The sequence below is a fragment of the Janthinobacterium sp. AD80 genome, assembly GCF_002878455.1.
Lineage (GTDB): Bacteria > Pseudomonadota > Gammaproteobacteria > Burkholderiales > Burkholderiaceae_D > Janthinobacterium.
Genome location: NZ_NRDQ01000043.1, coordinates 25,525 through 43,802, shown reverse-complemented (window position 1 = coordinate 43,802; position 18,278 = coordinate 25,525). Strand labels below are relative to the sequence as shown.

Annotated in this window: 15 protein-coding genes; 3 read left to right on the top strand and 12 right to left on the bottom strand. The window is 62.0% G+C overall.

What is annotated here, in order from left to right; translation table 11 throughout:
• Nucleotides 1-5 precede the first annotated feature (5 nt).
• The gene (locus JaAD80_RS10475) at nucleotides 6-1,514 is read right to left on the bottom strand and encodes a CoA-acylating methylmalonate-semialdehyde dehydrogenase (protein ID WP_102294110.1); all 1,509 of its coding nucleotides are present in this window, start codon (nucleotides 1,512-1,514) and stop codon (nucleotides 6-8) included.
• 157 nt (nucleotides 1,515-1,671) lie between these two features.
• Between JaAD80_RS10475 and JaAD80_RS10470 the strand changes: the two genes are divergently transcribed.
• Complete coding sequence (locus JaAD80_RS10470) at nucleotides 1,672-3,057, top strand: short-chain fatty acyl-CoA regulator family protein (protein ID WP_102294109.1); 1,386 nt, start codon at nucleotides 1,672-1,674, stop codon at nucleotides 3,055-3,057.
• Here JaAD80_RS10470 and JaAD80_RS10465 read toward each other — a convergent pair.
• Genes JaAD80_RS10465 through JaAD80_RS10435 form a run of 7 tightly spaced genes read right to left on the bottom strand, consistent with a single transcriptional unit; the run spans nucleotide 3,054 to nucleotide 10,016 of the window.
• Nucleotides 3,054-4,130 (bottom strand): adenosine deaminase, encoded by a 1,077-nt coding sequence (locus JaAD80_RS10465; RefSeq protein WP_102294108.1) that lies wholly within the window; start codon nucleotides 4,128-4,130, stop codon nucleotides 3,054-3,056. The genes JaAD80_RS10470 and JaAD80_RS10465 overlap by 4 nt on opposite strands.
• A 34-nt stretch (nucleotides 4,131-4,164) precedes the next feature.
• Nucleotides 4,165-5,109, bottom strand: coding sequence for a nucleoside hydrolase (locus tag JaAD80_RS10460; protein ID WP_258002918.1), 945 nt, complete (start codon nucleotides 5,107-5,109; stop codon nucleotides 4,165-4,167).
• A 29-nt stretch (nucleotides 5,110-5,138) separates the two neighbouring features.
• On the bottom strand, nucleotides 5,139-6,170 hold the full coding sequence (locus tag JaAD80_RS10455) for an ABC transporter ATP-binding protein (protein WP_102294107.1): 1,032 nt from the start codon (nucleotides 6,168-6,170) through the stop codon (nucleotides 5,139-5,141).
• A gap of 13 nt (nucleotides 6,171-6,183) precedes the next feature.
• A complete protein-coding gene (locus JaAD80_RS10450; RefSeq protein WP_102294106.1) occupies nucleotides 6,184-6,963 on the bottom strand; it encodes an ABC transporter permease in 780 nt (259 codons plus the stop codon).
• Complete coding sequence (locus JaAD80_RS10445; protein ID WP_102294105.1) at nucleotides 6,960-7,799, bottom strand: ABC transporter permease; 840 nt, start codon at nucleotides 7,797-7,799, stop codon at nucleotides 6,960-6,962. Before JaAD80_RS10445 ends, JaAD80_RS10450 begins: the two co-directional genes overlap by 4 nt.
• Before the next feature lie 21 nt (nucleotides 7,800-7,820).
• Entirely contained in the window at nucleotides 7,821-8,843 is a 1,023-nt protein-coding gene (locus JaAD80_RS10440; RefSeq protein WP_258002917.1) for an ABC transporter substrate-binding protein, read from the bottom strand.
• Nucleotides 8,844-8,900: 57 nt separating this feature from the next.
• A complete protein-coding gene (locus JaAD80_RS10435) occupies nucleotides 8,901-10,016 on the bottom strand; it encodes a porin (protein WP_258002916.1) in 1,116 nt (371 codons plus the stop codon).
• A gap of 228 nt (nucleotides 10,017-10,244) precedes the next feature.
• Here JaAD80_RS10435 and JaAD80_RS10430 point away from each other — a divergent pair, with 228 nt between their 5' ends.
• Nucleotides 10,245-11,162, top strand: a complete 918-nt coding sequence (locus tag JaAD80_RS10430; RefSeq protein ID WP_102294103.1) for a LysR family transcriptional regulator — start codon at nucleotides 10,245-10,247, stop codon at nucleotides 11,160-11,162.
• Nucleotides 11,163-11,254: 92 nt separating this feature from the next.
• Here JaAD80_RS10430 and rsmA read toward each other — a convergent pair whose 3' ends face one another.
• The 4 genes from rsmA to JaAD80_RS10410 form a co-directional block, all read right to left on the bottom strand.
• Nucleotides 11,255-12,034 (bottom strand): 16S rRNA (adenine(1518)-N(6)/adenine(1519)-N(6))-dimethyltransferase RsmA, encoded by a 780-nt coding sequence (gene rsmA, locus JaAD80_RS10425; protein ID WP_102294102.1) that lies wholly within the window; start codon nucleotides 12,032-12,034, stop codon nucleotides 11,255-11,257.
• Nucleotides 12,035-12,134: 100 nt separating this feature from the next.
• Complete coding sequence (gene pdxA, locus JaAD80_RS10420) at nucleotides 12,135-13,190, bottom strand: 4-hydroxythreonine-4-phosphate dehydrogenase PdxA (protein WP_102294101.1); 1,056 nt, start codon at nucleotides 13,188-13,190, stop codon at nucleotides 12,135-12,137.
• A gap of 16 nt (nucleotides 13,191-13,206) precedes the next feature.
• Nucleotides 13,207-14,628 carry a peptidylprolyl isomerase gene (locus JaAD80_RS10415; RefSeq protein WP_258002915.1) on the bottom strand — a complete coding sequence of 474 codons (1,422 nt, stop codon included), beginning with the start codon at nucleotides 14,626-14,628 and terminating at the stop codon, nucleotides 13,207-13,209.
• 103 nt (nucleotides 14,629-14,731) lie between these two features.
• Nucleotides 14,732-16,969, bottom strand: a complete 2,238-nt coding sequence (locus JaAD80_RS10410; RefSeq protein ID WP_102294099.1) for an LPS-assembly protein LptD — start codon at nucleotides 16,967-16,969, stop codon at nucleotides 14,732-14,734.
• Between the two features lie 99 nt (nucleotides 16,970-17,068).
• On the opposite strand from JaAD80_RS10410, the gene JaAD80_RS10405 reads away from it, so the two are divergent.
• The gene (locus tag JaAD80_RS10405; RefSeq protein WP_102294098.1) at nucleotides 17,069-18,136 is read left to right on the top strand and encodes an aminoglycoside phosphotransferase family protein; all 1,068 of its coding nucleotides are present in this window, start codon (nucleotides 17,069-17,071) and stop codon (nucleotides 18,134-18,136) included.
• The last annotated feature ends 142 nt before the right edge of the window (nucleotides 18,137-18,278 follow it).

The window sequence follows — 18,278 nt, the reverse complement described above, 5'->3', positions numbered from 1 at the left end:
GCTCCTTATTTGAGGCTGATGGTGGTGTTGACCTTGCCCACCGAAGCCGCGTCCGTGAACCAGCGCTGGGTAATCGTCTGTGTCTGCGTATAGAACAGCACGACCTGCTTGCCGAACGGGCCCAGGTCGCCCAGCTTGGAACCGCGCGACCCCGTAAAGCTGAACAGCGGGACAGGCACGGGAATGGGCACGTTGATGCCGACCTGGCCCACGTCGATTTCTTCCTGGAAGTAGCGCGCGGCCGCGCCGCTTTGCGTAAACAGCGCCGTGCCATTGCCGTTCGGATTCGCGTTCACGAGGGCAATCGCTTCATCCAAAGTGTCGACTTCGACGACGATCAGCACGGGGCCAAAGATTTCCTGGTCGTACACGACCATGCCGGGTTTCACGCCAGACAGAATCGTCGGCCCGACGAAGTTGCCGTTCGGATAGCCATCGACCTTGACGTCGCGGCCATCGAGGGTCAGCACGGCGCCCTGTTCGATGCCTTTGGCGACCAGGCTGAATACGCGTTCCTTGGCTGCACACGAAATCACGGGTCCCAGGTCAGGATTGTCCTTGCCCGCGCCCACGGTCAAAGTTTGCGCCTTGGCGGCCAGTTCCGGCAGCCATTCGCGCGCTGCACCTACCAGCACGGCGACCGAGGCGGCCATGCAGCGCTGGCCGGCGGCGCCGAAGCCCGCGCCCAGCAACTGGTTCAGGGTTTGTTCTTTATTGGCATCCGGCAGCACCACGGCGTGGTTCTTGGCGCCCATCATGCATTGCGCGCGCTTGCCGTTCAGGCTGGCGCGCTGGTACACATGCGTGCCCACCTTGCTCGAGCCGACGAACGAGATGGCCTTGATGTCCGGATGGTCGCACAGGGCGTTGACCACGTCTTCGCCGCCGTGGATCACGTTCAGCACGCCAGCCGGAATACCCGCCTGCAAGGCCAGGCGCACGAGTTTTTCCGTCACCAGCGGATCCTGCTCCGATGGCTTCAAAACGAAGGTGTTGCCGCAGGCAATCGCCATCGGGAACATCCACAGGGGGATCATGGCGGGGAAGTTGAACGGGGTGATGCCGGCGCACACGCCCAGCGGCTGCATCACGCTGTAGGTATCGACGCCGCCGGCCACGTTTTGCGCATATTCACCCATCTGCAGGGTGCCGATATTGGCCGCGTGCTCCACCACTTCCAGGCCACGGAAGACGTCGCCTTCCGCGTCAAGCAGGGTCTTGCCCTGTTCCATGGTGAGCGTCGCGGCCAGGTCGGCCATGTTTTCGCGGATCAGCTGCTGGAGTTTGAGGAAAATGCGCGCGCGCGCGCCGATCGGCGTCTTGCGCCAGGTTTTGAACGCGCGCTGGGCCGAGGCAATGGCCGCGTTGACTTCGTCCGGCGTGGCGAACGGTACGCGGGCCAATACTTCCTGCGTGGCGGGGTTGACGACATCGCGCCAGACGGTGGTGCGGGATTCAACCCATTCACCGTTGATCAAGAGGGGAACGGTCGGAATTGCAGTTTGCGTGGTCACTCGGTGTCTCCTGGTGTGGGTATAAGTCTGTTTGCATTATTCGCACAATCGCCGCCGCAAACAAGGCGTGAAAATGCGAGATAATGCAAAGCTGAATCTGTTAATCTGCAAATATTGTAAATTTGCAGATTCCACAAACCACGCAAGGAGAAACGCGATGGCGAAGGTTTTCATGGGCGTGCGCCTGCAGCGCCTGCGCGAGGAACGGCGCATGACGCAGGTGGCGCTGGCCAAATCCCTGGGTATATCGCCCAGCTACCTGAACCAGATGGAACGCAACCAGCGCCCGCTGACGGTGCCGATCCTCTTGCGCATCGGCACGGTACTGGGAGTCGACCCGCAGATCTTTTCCGAGCACGACAGTGCCAGCCTGGTGGCCGACGTGCGCGATGTATTCGGCGAATTGCCCGATGCGCCGCCCACCTCGATGGCGGAATTGAAAATGCTGGTGGAAAACATGCCGGAACTGGCGCGCTCGATCCTGTTGCTGCAGCGGCGCTACCGGGTGATGGCGGAACGGGCCGATACCCTGGCGGCCCGCCTCGACGACGGCAGCCGCGGCGCCAGTTCGGCGGCGCCGTCCACGGACGAGGAAGTGCGCGAATACCTGAACCGGCGGCAAAACTACATCGATGAACTGGACCGGGCGGCGGAACTGGTGGCGGGCGAGTTCGATCCCGCCCTGCGCACGCTCGACGCGCTGCAAGGCCGCTTGCTGGAGCGCCACGGCATCGAAGTGCGCCTGTCCGACGGCGACGCGGGCATGGTGCGCAAGCACCGCTACGACGCCCAGCAACAGATTTTGTGGCTGCCCGACACCCTGACGGGCGGCCAGCGCGCCTTCCAGATGGCGGCGCAAATCAGCCTGCTCGAGCACAGCGACCTGATCGATGCCCTGGTGCTGGCGGCGGGACTCTCCGGCGCGGCCGCGCAAACGGGCGCGCGCCTGGCGTTTTCCAATTATTTTGCCGGCGCTTTGCTGATGCCGTATCAACGCTTTTTGCAGGCGGCGGAAACGCGCGCCTACGATATCGAGCGCCTGGCGCATCAGTTCGGCGTGGGTTTCGAAGCCGTATGCCACCGCCTGAGCACCATGCAGCGCCCCGAGGCGGCGGGGCTGCCGTTTTTCTTCGTGCGTGTCGACCGCGCGGGCAATGTCTCGAAGCGCCAGTCGGCCACGGACTTTCACTTTTCCAGGGTGGGCGGCACCTGTCCGCTGTGGATCGTCTACGATGCCTTCAGCCACCCGGGCCAGGTGCTCACGCAAGTGGCCAGCATGCCGGACGGCTGCACCTATCTGTGGATCGCGCGCCAGGTCAGCACGGCGTCGCCGGGTTTCAGGGCGCCGGGGAAAACCTTTGCCGTGGCGCTGGGCTGCGACATCTCGCAGGCGCACCGGCTGATCTATTCGAAGGGACTCGACTTGCACGACCCCACCAGCGCCACGCCGATCGGCACGGGCTGCAAGGTATGCGAGCGCCAAAGCTGCCCGCAGCGGGCGTTTCCATCCTTGCTGCTGGCCGTGCCTCCCGTATCTGCTTAAGACTCGTCGATCACGCGCGCGCGCAGCGCATCGAACTCGCGCGCAAATTGCGCGCGCCAGTCGCGCCGCACGCTGTCGTCGATCCAGGCCGCGTCCAGGCCATTCAGCATGAAGCCGCGCATGTCGTCCAGGCCGAAACCGAACTCGCGCATCATCATCCAGGCGCCCGTCGGCGTCACGTGGTGCAGGGTCGGATCGTCCGTGTTCGGATGCAGTTTCAGACCCAGCTTGGCCATGGCGCGGATCGGGTGGTCCAGGGCCCAGCGCTCGGGCGCCAGGGTGCGCAGATAATAGGAATTGGTTGGTACCACGGTAAACACCAGGCCGCGTTCCACGCAGCGCTGCGCCAGGGCCGGATTGTCGACGATGGTGTAGCCGTGGTCGACCCGGTCCACCTGCAGCTGCTCGATGGCCGTTTCCACGTTCATCCACGGCATGCCGAATTCACCCGCATGCGCCGTGCATTTGAAGCCGGCGGCGCGCGCGGCGCGGTAGGCGTCGATGAACAGCTCGGGCGGACGGTCGTTTTCGCGGTAGTCGATGCCGATGCCGATGACTTCCGGCGCACGGTAGGCCTTCATCCATTCCACCATCTGCACGGCTTCGGCGGGACTCGCTTCGCGGTCGATGCTGGGAATCAAACGGCCGATCACGCCGAAGTCGCGCTGCGCATCGCGGATGGCGGCGACGATGGCGTCTTGCGCCGACTCGTAGCGGATGCCCGACACGCGCACCGTGCCGGTCGGGTTCCAGAAGAACTCCGCATAGCGCACGCCATGCCCATGCGCGTCTTCCAGGTATTCATACGCCAGGCAATACAGGTCCGTGGGCGAAACGATCAGGTGCGCATCGAGCGCGCGCAGCACGCGCAGCACGCCGACGGGCTTGTCGCCGCGCGTGTAGAACGCGTCGATTTCTTCCGCGGTGACGACATTGCCCGTCTTCGCGGCCAGCGCGCGGAAAGTGGCTTGCCGCACCGTGCCGAACAAATGGCAATGCAGCTCCACTTTGGGCATGGCGCGTAAAAACTGTTCAATCGTCAGGGCAGGCACGGTGTCGACAAGGTTACTCATGAAGCTCGCTTCGCTAGTGGATAAACGCTAAAAATCAGTGCAGGATGGCCGTCAGGCGCTGCATCAGCAGCGCGATGGCGGCCGGGCCATCGGCCAGCATCGCCACCTGCGTGTTGATGGGCGCGCGGCGCGGCACGCGAAACTCGCACACCGTCATGCCGCGCGTCAGTTCGCCCGTCAATTCGATGGCCACGTGGGCGCTCTGGAACTGGAACAGCTGCGGCGCTTCCAGGTACAACGCCACCACGGGGTCGTACATGGGCATGGGCACGGAACCGTCCGCGCTGCGGATGCGCACATACGCTTCCAGGTAGCCGGCCAGACGCTGCGCGCGCGGCGTGCCGATGGCGCGCAACTGCTGCACTTCGGCGTTCGTCACCAGGAGCTGGCGGCACAGGTTCAGGCCGAACATGCGCAGCGGGATGCCGGCCTGGAAAACTTGCGCGGCCGCTTCCGGATCGGCATAGATATTGAATTCCGCCGCCGCCGTGTGGTTGCCCTGGTCGGTCGAGCCGCCCATCAAAATGATTTCGACGATTTTTTCGGCGATGTCCGGTGCACGGCTCAAGGCCGTGGCCAGGTTGGTCATCGGCGCAATGGCCATGATGGTGATCTGGCCAGGGTGGGCGCGCACGGCATCGATCAGCGCGTCGACGGCGTGACCAGAAGCATCAACGGCGGCACCCGGCGGCAGGATTTCTCCCGTCGTCGGCATGCCGCTGTCGCCGAGGATGCGCTGCGCCGTTTCGATGACGCCGGCCAGCGGCTTTTCGCAGCCGCGGTAGATCGGCACCGTCAAGCCATCATGGGCCTTGATGCGCAAGGCGTTGTCGTAGGTGATGTCGACGGGCGCATTGCCCGCCACCACGCTCACGCCCAGCCATTCGATGCCGGGGTTGCTGCCCAACAGCAGCATCGTCAGCCAGTCGTCGAAACCGGGATCGGTATCGAGCCAGATCTTTTTCAAACGCTTGTCCATGATGGTTCCAGTAGAAGTTAGGCAGCCAATCAAGCAGCCAAGCACAGGGCGCTATCGGCCGGCAGCACGAACGAGACAGCCGTGCCTTCACGCCAGGCGGCGCCACCGGCCGCGCAGATGCCCTTGACCTGGCCCAGCGGCGTTTGCAGCAGGTATTCGACGGTGTCGCCGAGGAAGCCGCGCGCCAGCACGGTGCCCGGATACTGGCCCGCCGCGTCGTCGGCCGCGCAGACGCGCACCTTGTCCGGACGCCAGCCCAGCACCGTGGTACCGCTGCTCACCGGCGCCGTGTACGGCAGGCTGGCGCCCGCATGGTGCAAGCCGCCGTCGCGATAGTCGAACAGGTTTTCAAAGCCCATGAAGTTGGCAACAAAGCGCGTCGACGGCGTATTGAAGACGGCTTCCGGCGCGGCCAGTTGCTCGATGCGCCCGCCATTCATGACGACGATGCGGTCAGACAGGGCCAGCGCTTCTTCCTGGTCGTGCGTGACGTACAGCATGGTGATGCCCAGCTCGCGCTGGATGCGGCGCAGTTCGGCGCGCATCTGCACGCGCAGCTTGGCGTCCAGGTTCGACAGCGGTTCATCGAGCAGCAGCAGGGCCGGTTCGACGACGATGGCGCGCGCCAGCGCCACGCGCTGCTGCTGGCCGCCGGACATCTGCGCCGGCAAGCGGGTTTCAAACCCCGTCAGTCCCACGGCGGCGATCACCGCTTCCACCTTGGTTTTCAGCAGGGCCGGCGCGACCTTGCGCAGGCGCAGCCCAAACGCGATGTTGTCGTAGACGTTCAGGTGCGGGAACAGCGCATACGACTGGAACACCATGCCGATATTGCGTTTATTCGGCGCCAGCTTGCCGATTTCGCGGCCGTCGAGCACGATGCGGCCCGACTGCAGCGGCATCAGGCCGGCAATGGCGCGCATAGTGGTGGTCTTGCCGCAGCCGCTGGGGCCCAGCAGGGAAATCAGCTCGCCCTGCTCGACGTGCAGGTCCAGGTCTTTGACGGACGTCGTGTTTTTGGCGTAGCCGAGGTTCAGCTTGTGCAGTTCCAGATAACTCATGGTGTGTTGCCTCTTACATGTATTTAGAAATGCCCAGCACCTTCTCGGTCACCATCACGAACGCCATGGTGAACAGGACCAGCAAGGTCGACAGGGCAGCGATCGACGGATCAAAACTGTTTTCCATATGGCCCAGCATCTCGATCGGCAAGGTGCTGATGCCGGGACCCGTCAGGAACAGCGAGACGGGCACCTGGTTGAACGAGGTGACGAAGGCGAGGAAGAAGGCGGCGATCACGGCATTGCGGATATTCGGCAGCACGATCATGAAGAAGGCGCGCAGGCGCGACGCGCCCAGGGTGATGGCGGCATCCTCGATATCCACGCGCAAATTCACCAGGCTGGCGTACACCACGCGCACCGAATACGGAATCAAGAGCGCGATATGGCCGATCAGCAGGCCCGCGTAGACGGGCGCGTTAATCGTCAGCACCAGGTGGTGCAGCAAACCCAGGCCAACCAGGATGGCGGGAATGATTAGCGGCGACGTCAGTACCTGGCGGATGGCACCGATGCCTGGCGGCGGCATGCGCGAAAACGCATACGCGACGGGTATGCCCAGGGCCAGGGCGATGACGGTGGCGATCAGGCCGATTTCAAGGCTGGTCTGGAAGGCGCGGCGGAACTCGGGCGCCGACCACACTTCGATGATCCAGCGCAGTGAATACGACTCGGGCGGGAAGGCCAGGGTTTCGCCGCCGGAAAAGCCCGCCAGCACGACAATGGCGAAAGGCCCCAGCAGGAACAAAAACACCAGCCACAGGACGGCGCGCGAGAACAAGCTTTCTTTCATACGGAGCTCCGGCTCGAGGAAATACGTTTAAGGCCGGCATTCACCAGCAGGGTCATGCAAACGAGGATGACGGCGATGACATTCGCCGCGCCGAAATCGCTCTCCACGCTGACCTTCTGATACAGCAGGGTTTCCAGCATCAGCACCTTGGTGCCGCCCAGCAGGGCAGGCGTCACGTAAGCCGTCACGCAGCCCGTAAACACCAAGGTGCCGCCAACGACCAGGCCTTCCTGCGTCAGCGGCAGGGTGACCTTGCAAAACACTTGCCATGGATTCGCGCCCAACGTTGCCGCGGCCGGTTCCACGTCGCGCGGCAGGTTTTCCAGCGCGCCCGCCAGCGACATCAGCATCAAAGGCAGCAGCAGTTGCAGCAGGCCGACAAAGACGGCGAACTCGCTGAACAGCAGGCGCAGCGGTTCTTCCGTGAAGCCCATGTTGACCAGCGCCGCGTTGACGGCGCCGTTACGGCCCAGCAGCACGATCCAGGCGTAGGTACGCGCGATCGGCGAGACCATCAGCGGCAGGATCATCATGCCGACCACCAGGCCGCGCCACTTCGGCGATACGCGCGCCACGGCCTGCGCGGCCGGGTAGCCGAGGATGACGGAGGCCAGGGTCACCAGCGCGGCGATGCGCAGGGTGCGCCAGAAGATGGTGCGGTTGAATTCCTGCGAGAAGAATTCAATGAAGCGGTCAAAGCCCCACTGCATGCCGTCGCCGACGCGGAAGGCGTCGACCAGCAAGGCCAGCACGGGCAACAGGAAGCAGACGACGATAAAGATCAGCGCGGGCAGGACCAGCAGCAGGCCCAGGCGCTTTTTTGGATCAGCAAACATGGTGTTTTCTCCTCGTCACCACTATTTGCTCATGGCCTTGTTCCACTGCGTCATCCAGTTGCTGCGCTGCTTGAGGATGGTTTCCGGCTTGACGAATTTGAGCGAATTGATCTGGTCAGGGCCGTAGGTATTGAATTGCGCGGCCGCCGTCGACAGGCGCACTTCCTTGTTGACGGGCGAATCGACCAGGTTGGTGGCCAGCTGCGTCTGCACTTCCTTGGACAGCCAGAAATCCATCAGCTGGTAGGCCAGGTCGGCGTTCTTCGAACCGGCGACGATGCCCATCACGTTCATGCCGGCCGCCTGGCCTTCGGCCGGGATGCTCCATTTCAGGGGCAGGCCTGTCTTGAGCATTTGCGACCAGGTAAAGCGCGCCACGGGCGCGGCCCAGATTTCATCCTGGGCAAACAGGGCCGCCAGCTGCGCGCTGTTTTTCGAGAAAGTGACGACGTTGCCCTTCATGCCGACGATCTTCGCAAAACCGGTGGCGTAGTCATCCGTCTTGCCGCCCCAGGCCGCATCGGCCATGCGCAGCATCAGCGGGCCCTGCGTGGTGCTGACGTCAGGGAAGGCGACGCGGCCTTTCAGTTCAGGGCGCCACAGGTCCTTCCACGACGTCAGCGGGGCAATCTTGTCGCTGCGGTACACCAGGCCCACGGAATACAGGGTGTAGCCAACGGCGTAGTTGCCGCCGACGGGGTTTTTCGCCACGTCGTACAGCTCCTTGTAATTACTCAGCTTGGCGTAATCCATGGGCTGGATGACGCCTTTCTGCGCCGCTTCCAGCATGCCGGAATCGGACAGCAACACCAGGTCGATCACCGGATTCTTGCTGTGTACCACCAGCTTGGCGATGCGGTCCGCGTTATTGCCCGTTTCCACCTTGATATCGCAACCGCATTTGGCCTTGAACGGCTCGTACACATACTTCATGAACAAGGGCTGGGCAATCGGATAAGCCGAGATAACCAGCGTGCGTTTTTCCGCGTGGGCGGCGCTAGCCAGCAAGCCTAGGCTCAACGCCAACATGAGGTGCTTTTTCAAGATGCTTCCTTTCAGGGGGCGGCGCTGGGGGACAGCGCCTGTAAAGATGTATCAGTATCAGAAATAATGTCGCATGCCAACGATCAGGACGCTCTGCGTCTTGCCGCCCGAGGCGCCGAAGCCGAACACGCGGGCAAACGTCGCATCGCCCGCCGCCTTCTGGTAGCTCCAGGTGATGGCGACATCGGTGCGCTTGGACAGGAAGTAATCGGCCTGGAAGTTGACCTGATGCCATTTCGGCGTCTTGTTGACCACATCATATTTACCGGTGGTAAAGAAATACGATGCGCCCAGGTTCAGCGCTTCCGTCAGCTTGTGGTTCATGTTCAGATCCACGTTTTGCAGGGTCAGATTGCTTTGATCCATGTAGTGGTAGCGCACGTTGGTGTACAGCGCGCCGAACTTGGTCCTGCCCACATTATAAAAGCCTCCCGTGCCGGCGATGGCCTGGTCATTCACGCCGGCGCCGCTGACGGCGCTCTTGTTGAAGATCAGCAAAGAACTGCCATAGTCATTGCCGATGGCGCCATTCGGCGCGTCCGGGGCATTCGGGTGATCCATCTTGGTATACGCGACGGCCCAGCTGAAGGCATCGACTTTGTAGCCGGCGCCCATGCTGTAGACACGGTTGCGGTTGGAATCTTCCGGATTTTCGCTGAAACCATACAAGCCCGTGAACGACAGGTTGCTGATGTTCGGGCTGACGTACTTGACGGCGTTTTGCACGCGCAAATTGTTGTAGCCATTGTCGTTGTCGCCGATGTGCACGCCGTTACTGGCGATGACGACCGGGCCCAGCAGATCCTTGACGGCTTCATACTGGCGGCCCAGGGTCAAGGTGCCCTTGTCGTTGCTGGACAGGCCCACGTAGGACTGGCGGCCAAACAGGCGGCCGCTTTGCGCCGCCGTGCCCGTCATGACATTGAAGCCGTTTTCCAGCACGAAGATCGCCTTGGTGCCGTTGCCCAGGTCTTCCTGGCCGCGGAAACCGATGCGCGGATTCTGGTTCGTGCCGCTCAACGCATGCGTGCGGCTGCCCTTGCCTTCATCCGAGACATAGCCGATGCCGGCCGACAGCAAGCCATACACCTGCACGCTGCTTTGCGCCTGCGCCACGCCGTGCGCCGCCAGCAAGCCCCCTACCACCATCGTTCCAGTCATCCATTTGTTCATCGCCGCCGCCCTAAAAAAGAATAAACCCTGAGTTTTTTTGGAATTATTTTTGATCGCTTGTGTCGCTTGCATGCTGGCTGCCGCGTGTGCCGGCGCCGCCCGGCAAGCACTTCCCTGAAAATTGTTGCCTTCAAGACAAGTAAAGACCAGTCCAGAATATGGTAAATTGCGGGATAAGAAAATTTGTTTATTTTTATAAATCCATTACTTTTTCTAATAAGCAAACCCATGCATGAGTTGAGCAAGAAAATTTCCTTACGACATTTACAAGCGTTTTCCACCCTAGCCCGGGTAAACAGCTTCAGCAAGGCTGCACAAGAATTGTGCGTGACCCAGCCGGCGCTCAGCGCCTCGATCAAGCTGCTGGAAAATCAATTGGGAAAAAAGTTGTTTAACCGCACAACCCACCAGCTGGAGCTGACGCGCGAAGGCAAACTGGCGCTCGACTACGCGACGCATTTGCTCAATACGGCGAGCAATACCTTTGCCGATATCCAGCGCGCCATCGGCAGCGGACGCCACCGCATCCGCATCGGCGCCATCCCGTCGGCCATGGCCATGACGGCGGCCGTGGTGGCCCGCTACAGCGAACAGCATGGCGATGAAGTGGAAATCGTCCTGTCCGACATGCCCAACGATGGCTTGCTGCACGCCCTGCATTCGGGCCAGCTGGACTTTTGCGTGGGCATTGACGTGCCCGGTTCCGTGTCGCTGGAAAGCGTCGGCCTGTTCGAGGACGAACTGGTACTGGTGACGGCGGGACGCCATGCGCTGGCGCCGCTGAAGCAAGTGCGCTGGGAACAGCTGGCGGGACAGGAAATCGTCGTGTTTACCAAGGGCAGCATCTGGGAATTCGCCTCCAGCGCGCTGCGCCAGCATGGCTTGAGTCCGTCGAGCCTGTACCAGATGATCCACAGCGAATCGCTGTACGGCGTGGTGCGCGCCGGCATCGCCGTGGGCATCATGCCCAGCCTGTACACGACTTTCCTCAACGACGAGGACCTGCACGTGGCGCCCCTGCGCCTGCCCACTTGCAAGCGCAAGATCGCCTTGATGCGGCGCAATGAAATCAGCCGCAACCACCACGTGGACGATTGCTTTTCAGCGCTGCGGCAGGATTTGCAGCAGGTCGACCAGTGGTTTTAAGTTAAGCCAGCACTGCCGGGGTCAGCCCCCCGCTCACGTCGGCGTCTGCTCAGACGCCGGTGGTGAAGAGGGTCTGCCCCCAGCCTTTGCGATTACTGCGGTGCCTTCAGCAAGTTCGCCAGCGCCACGTATTGCTCCAGCCCCACCGTTTCCGGACGCAACGTCGGGTCGATGCCGGCCGCCTTGATTTGCTCTTCCGTAAACATCCCGGCCAGGCAATTGCGGATCACCTTGCGGCGTTGCGAGAAGGCCTTCATGACCACCGCTTCCAGGGTGGCCTGGTCGCAGGCCAGGCGCTCGTGGACCGGGATCATGCGCACGATGGCCGACTCCACTTTCGGCGGCGGATCGAAGGCCGTCGGCGGCACGATGAACAGCAGCGACATGTCATAGCGCCACTGCAGCATCACGGACAAGCGGCCGTAGGCCTTGCTGCCCGGTTCGGCCACCATACGCTCGACGACTTCCTTTTGCAGCATGAAATGCTGGTCCTGCACCAGTGGCGCGAAGTCCGCCAGGTGGAACAGCAGCGGGCTGGAAATGTTGTACGGCAAGTTACCCACGATGCGCAGCTTCTGGCCGGCCGGCACGGGGATTTGCGCGAAATCGAATTTCAGCGCGTCGCCCGAGTGGATCGTCAGCTTGGCGGGATTAAACGTTTTTTCCAGGCGCACGATCAGGTCGCGGTCCAGTTCCACCACGTGCATCTGTTTCAGATGGCGCAGCAGCTGCTCCGTCATGGCGCCCAGGCCGGGGCCGATCTCGACCATGGCATCGTCCGGCTGCGGCCCGATGGCGGCCGTGATGTCGTCGAGGACGAAGCGGTCATGCAGGAAGTTCTGGCCAAAGCGTTTGCGGGCAACGTGTTTCATAATATGTTTTCTATTAATGCGGTAAAGCCGGCACAGGCCGGCGGAATCGGTTGGGCAGGCAGCGTCGGGTTACGCCGTACCGGCCAACCCGACCTGCGCCCTATGCTCTGGTCGGGGTGCTGGCGCGCAGCATGTCGAGCGCCGTTTGCAGGGCGTGCCGCATGCTGTGGTCGTCAGCCAGGCCCAGCCCTTGCGCGGCCAGGTCCAGCGCCGTGCCGTGGTCGACCGAGGTGCGTATCAGCGGCAAGCCCAGGGTGATATTGATGCCGCGCCCGAAGGTCGCGTATTTCAGCACGGGCAGGCCCTGGTCGTGGTACATGGCCAGCACGCAGTCGGCGTCCGCCAGGTATTTGTGCTGGAACAGGGTATCGGCCGGATACGGCCCCCGCGCATCGATGCCACGCGCTTGCGCCGCGGCAATCGCGGGCGCGATGACATCGATTTCCTCGCGTCCCAGATAGCCGCCCTCGCCCGCATGCGGGTTCAGGCCGGTGACCAGGATGCGTGGCGCGGCGATGCCGAATTTGCGCTGCAGGTCCGCCTGGAGGATGTCCAGCGTCGTCGCCAGGCTGGCTGGCGTGATGGCGGCGGACACGTCCTTCAATGGCAGATGCGTGGTGGCCAGCGCCACGCGCAGGGTCGGTTCGCCATGGCCGGGTTCGCCGGCCAGCATCATGACCACTTGCGGCGTGCCGGTTTTTTCCGCCAGGTATTCCGTGTGGCCGGAAAACGCCACGCCGGCGTCATTGATCGTGCTCTTTTGCAAGGGCGCCGTGACCATGGCGCCGAACCAGCCCGCCTTGATGCCTTCCACGGCCGCGTCCAGGGTATCGAGCACGGCGCGCCCGTTATCCTTGTCGAGTACGCCAGGGATGACATTGTTCACGGTGGGGATGTCGATCACGGCCAGGCGGCCGGGGCCGAATTGCGGCAAGCCGCTGTTGCGCACGGCTTGCAGCGACAATGCGGCCAGGCGGATCTCCGGATCGATCAGGCTGGCCGTCAGCGCGAGGAAGGCCGCGTCGCCCAGCAGGATGCAATTGACCTCGTGGCGCATGGCCCAGGCGGCGCGGATGGAAATTTCCGGGCCGACACCCGCCGGCTCGCCACAGGTGATGGCGATGGCGGGACGGTGTGGTGCAGTCTGGGTACTCATGCGCAAACGGTCACAATCACTGGTCTTCCGGACGGAATTCGACGTAGGCGCGGTCGCGCACTTCGCGCGCCCAGTTTTCCGTCGCTTCTTCCAGCTTGCGCTCGCGCAAGGCATTGCGCGCGGCACTGCGCTGCTTCTCTTTCGAGACGTCATCGCTCTTGCGTTCCAGCACTTCGATCAAGTGGAAACCAAAACTCGATTCGATCGGCTGGCTCACTTCGCCCGGTTTCAGCGCATTCATCGCCGCTTCGAATTCCGGCACGGTATCGCCAGGATACAGCCAGCCCAGGTCGCCGCCCTTGGCAGCCGAGCCGTCGTTCGAGAACAAGCGGGCCAGGTCTTCAAACTTGGCCGCCTTGTTGTCGAGACGCTCCTTCAATTCGGCCAGCTTGCGCTTGGCTTCGGCGGCCGACAGGGTCGGGGTCACTTTCAGCAGGATGTGGCGCGCATGCGTCTGCTGCACGGCGGCCACGGCTTGCGCCTCGGCGGCGCTGCGGCGGTCCACCAGTTTCAGGATATGGAAGCCCGTGTTGCTCTTGATGATGGGCGTGATCTGGCCCGGTTTCAGTTTCAGCAACTGTTCCGTGAACAGGGGCGGCAGGCGGTCGCTATTGCGCCAGCCGATATCGCCGCCGCTCAGCGCATCGCTGGCGTCGGAATACGTGGCGGCCATCTTGGCGAAATCGGCGCCCGTGCGCAGCTGGCGGCTGACTTCTTCGGCACGCGCGCGGCGCGCGGCGATCTGTTCCGGGCTGGAATTTTCCGGGATGCGCACGAGAATCTGCGCCAGGTTCAGCTCGACCTGTTCGCTGGCCGCCGCTTTTTCCGCTTCCAGGAAGTTGTCGACCTCGGAGTCCGAGATCTGGATCTTGGCGTCGACTTCATGCTCGCGCAGGCGCTGCATGATAATTTCATCGCGGATTTCTTCGCGGAAGGTTGCAAATGGCGTGCCTTCTTTTTCCATCTGGTTGCGCAAGTCCTGCACCGTCATCTTTTGCTGTTCAGCAATACGGCCAATCGCACGGTCGAGGGTCTGGTCATCGACGCGCACGCCCATTTCCTTGGCCAGCTGCATTTGTGCGCGCTCAACAATCATGCGCTCCAGCAATTGACGGCGCAAGTCGGCAGGATCGGGCAAGGGCACGTTCTGCGCCTTCATGCGCTGCTCCACGCTCTTGATGCGCGCCGCCACTTCATTGCGCGTGATCACATCGTCATTGACGACGACGGCGATGGAATCGATGGTCTGGCCACTGCTCGATGCTGGCGGCGTGAAACCTTTCACTGGCGCAGCTGCAGGTTTCGCCGCAGCGGCCGCAGGTGCGGCGGCGGTGGGCGCGGCGGCAGGCGCTGGCGCAGCCTGTTGCGCCCAGACACTACTGGTCGTGGCGCCGGAAATGGCGCACAACAGAACCGTTGCAATTTTGAGTTGGTGCATACTGGCATTACGCATAATGTGTAGAGCGCTCATGAGTTCAAGTGAATAAAAAAACCGGTTGGTGCCAGCGCCGGGGAGTCCGGCGGCGGCAACGGTGCCCATCTTAACGGAGTGGCTGGCTCAGTGCCTGATAACCAGGGATGGTTTTGGTAAAGGTATCCAGGCCATTCGCCCCCAGGCCCAGGCCGCTCGACAAGCCCGTCAATTCCAGCTGGAAGAAGATTGGCGTCGAGGCATCCTTGGTCGAGGTCACGAAACGCTGCGCGCCCATGCGGAACACCCAGCAGTCACCCTTGTATTCCAGGCCGATCAGGCCATCAAGCAAGCGCCGGTCCAGCAGGGAATAACTGATGCGGCCCACGCCATACAGGCGGTTCGTCAGCGGCCACTGGGTCGACACTTCCGCATTGCGCATGCTGCCACGCTGGAAGCGATTGCTAATATTTAATACTTTCTTCGGACCGGGCTGATATTGCAAGGTGTAGTTGTAGCTCATCAGCTGGCTGTCGCTGGGATTGTACTGCACCAGGCTGTCGACGGTCCAAGTCTCCGACACGCGGCCCGTTGCCGCCAGCAGGATGTCCGAACGCGACTGGTTGACCGGCGTGGTCGAATTGAGCTGCACGCGCTGGTCGGCAAAATAGAAGCGCTGGCCGAAGGTCAGGCGCAAGCGCTCGGCGCCATCCGGTTGCAGGAAGCGCGATACGACGGCCGCCGTCACCTGGTTGGCATCACCGATGCGGTCGCTGCCGACGAAGCGGTTCTCCGTGAAAATCTGCGTCAGGTTGAAGGTGCCGTTATCCGTATCGAATTTCGGGAACTGCGACTGGTCGCGGTAAGGCGTGTAGACATAGAACAGGCGCGGCTCCAGCGTTTGCGTGCCACCCTTGCTACCAAACAGATTCGTGTCGCGCTCGAACACCAGGCCGCTGTCGAGAGAGAACGTCGGCACGGCGCGTGTCAGCGAGGTCTGCGGGAACTGCGCCTTGGTCGTGGCGTCGGTGTCGAGCTGGTAGGCGCTGGCGTTCAGCATCAGCTTGGGCGTGATGAAATAGCCCGGACGCACGATGGGGAAGCTCACTTGCGGCACGACCACCAGGCGCGAGCCTTGTACATCGGTCGGGTGCGAGAAACGCGTCGCTTCCGCGTCGAAGGTCCAGTCGAAACCGCCCCAAACATCATATTTTCCAGCGTGGAAGTTAACCGCTGGCAACCGGTCGTACGGGCGTGGCACCACCACGCTGGGATCGGGATCCTGCAGCACCTGGTAGTTTTGCACACGCGCCGTCAGGGTCCAGTCTTCGGTACGGTAATCAGTACGCAATTCGCGCAACAACTGGCGCTCGGTGGCGCTGGCCACGTTCTTCGAGAAATCGTTTGGATAATTATTATCCGATGCGTCGCGCACATCCCAGCTGTAAGTCCAGTCCTTGGCCAATGCCTGTTCATGCTTGGACTTGATCATGTAGCGGTCGGTCTTGGTCTGCTTGTCGTTTGGCAGATACTCGATCGATGTCTCGCCTTGGTACAGGCCGGCGTCCGTCTCGCCCAGGTAGCGTCCGATGGCGCCGAGCTGGATACCGCGGCGCTGTATGTATTTAGGTAACAGGGTCAGGTCGCGGTTCGGCGCGATATTCACGTAGTACGGTACTGTCAGCTCGAAGCCATTCTTCGAGGCAAAGCCCGGCGTCGGCGCCAGCCAGCCCGAGCGGCGCGCGCCTGACAGCGAAAACGAAATGCCGGGCGTACCCAGGATAGGCACATCCTTGAAATAGATGATGGTCTTGCTGCCCGTGCCCACGTCGCGGCCCGTATCGAGGTTCAAGGTGCTCGATTTCAGGTACCAGTCCGGGTTCGGCCCTTCGCAGGTACTGTAGGTACCCTCGATAACATTGGCCTCGTCTGGATTGATGAAGTCGACACGCTCGGCCTTGCCTTGCCCGCCGCCCACTTCAAAACGGTAGGTGGGATTGAGCAGGAAACCCTTGCCCGTCTCCATGTTCAGCTTCAACACGTCGCCCGTGTAGTAATTGCCAAAACGCCACATCTTGATATGGCCTTCGGACTCAAACTGATCCTCAACTTGTTTGTAACAAGCTGTATCGGAAGTCATTTTTGTGGTTTTTCCGCGCTCAATCACGACATTTTTGTCGAGATTGATCTCCCTTTCCGGTCGGCCGTTCATGCTTTCCGCCGTCATGACAGTAGGTGCGTCCGGATCTTCCACATGAACCGGGCGCGGGGCTTTTTGGGCGTGAACAGGCACCGTCGTGGCGGCGACGAGCGCGCTGATGGCGAAAGCCCAGCGCTGCGAAGGGGGGGAGGCCGAAAACCAGCTCATGAATTGGAAGGGGCAAGCACCATTGACAGGCGATTTTTTGATTTGAATCCCTTATTATATGGGAATCTGCACCATCAACCCGATTCCACAGGCCGCTTAATGTCATTCTCTTCCAATTCCTCCACCGCGACGGCCTCGGCCGACGCTCGCCTGACCCTGTTGAAAGCCTGGTTGACCTCGCTGAACCTCGTCGTGCCCGATTCCGCCCGTCCCGCTTCCAGCGACGCCAGCTTCCGCCGCTACTACCGGCTCGACGTGCTGCCCGGCACTGCAACATTGCCAGGAAAGACACTGATCGCCATGGACGCGCCGCCGGAGCGCGAAAACGTGCCCGCCTTCGTCAAGGTCGCCGGCTTGCTGAAAGGCGCCGGCGTGTCCGTGCCCGAAATCATTGCGCAAGACCTGGACAACGGCTTCCTGCTGCTGTCCGACCTGGGCACGACCACCTACCTGGACGCCCTGAACCACGACAACGCCAGCGTGCTGTACGCCGAAGCGCTGGAATCGTTGATGAAAATCCAGCTGGCCAGCCAGCCGGACGTCTTGCCCGAATTCGACCGCGCCTTCATCCTGCGCGAAATGCATCTGTTCCCGGAATGGTTCATCGGCAAGCACCTGGGCGCCACCTTGACGGATGTGCAACAAACCCAGCTGGACAAGGTCTTTGAAGCCATCACGGCGAACATCTTGTCGCAGCAACAAGTATTCATGCACCGCGACTACCACTCGCGCAACTTGATGCACATCAACGATGGGTCCATCCCGAATCCCGGCATCCTCGACTTCCAGGACGCCGTCTTCGGCCCCGTCACCTACGACATCGCCTCGCTGCTGCGCGACGCGTATATCCAGTGGGATGAAGAACTGGTGCTCGACTGGGTGATCCGCTACTGGCAGCGCGCCAAGCAGCTGGGCTTGCCGGTCAATCCCGATATCGACGCCTTCTACCGCGATTTCGAATTCACGGCCCTGCAGCGCCACCTGAAAATCCTCGGCCTGTTCGCGCGCCTGAATTACCGCGACGGCAAGGATCTGTACATGGGCGACCTGCCAACCGTGCTCGACTACGTGCGCAAGACGGCCAACCGCTATACCGAACTCAAGCCGCTGGTGCGTTTGCTCGATGCCTTGGAGAATAAAACGCCGCAAGTCGGCTACACCTTCTGAGGACACCGGCCAAATCCTGCTGCGCGTCGCGCTTTGCGGCCGGCGATGCTCACCGTACTAGAGTACGGTTGCGCTTCTCGGCCACACATCATCGCCGCTCGCTACGGTTTTGTCCGGTGTCGTGACTGCAGAATTAACTTAT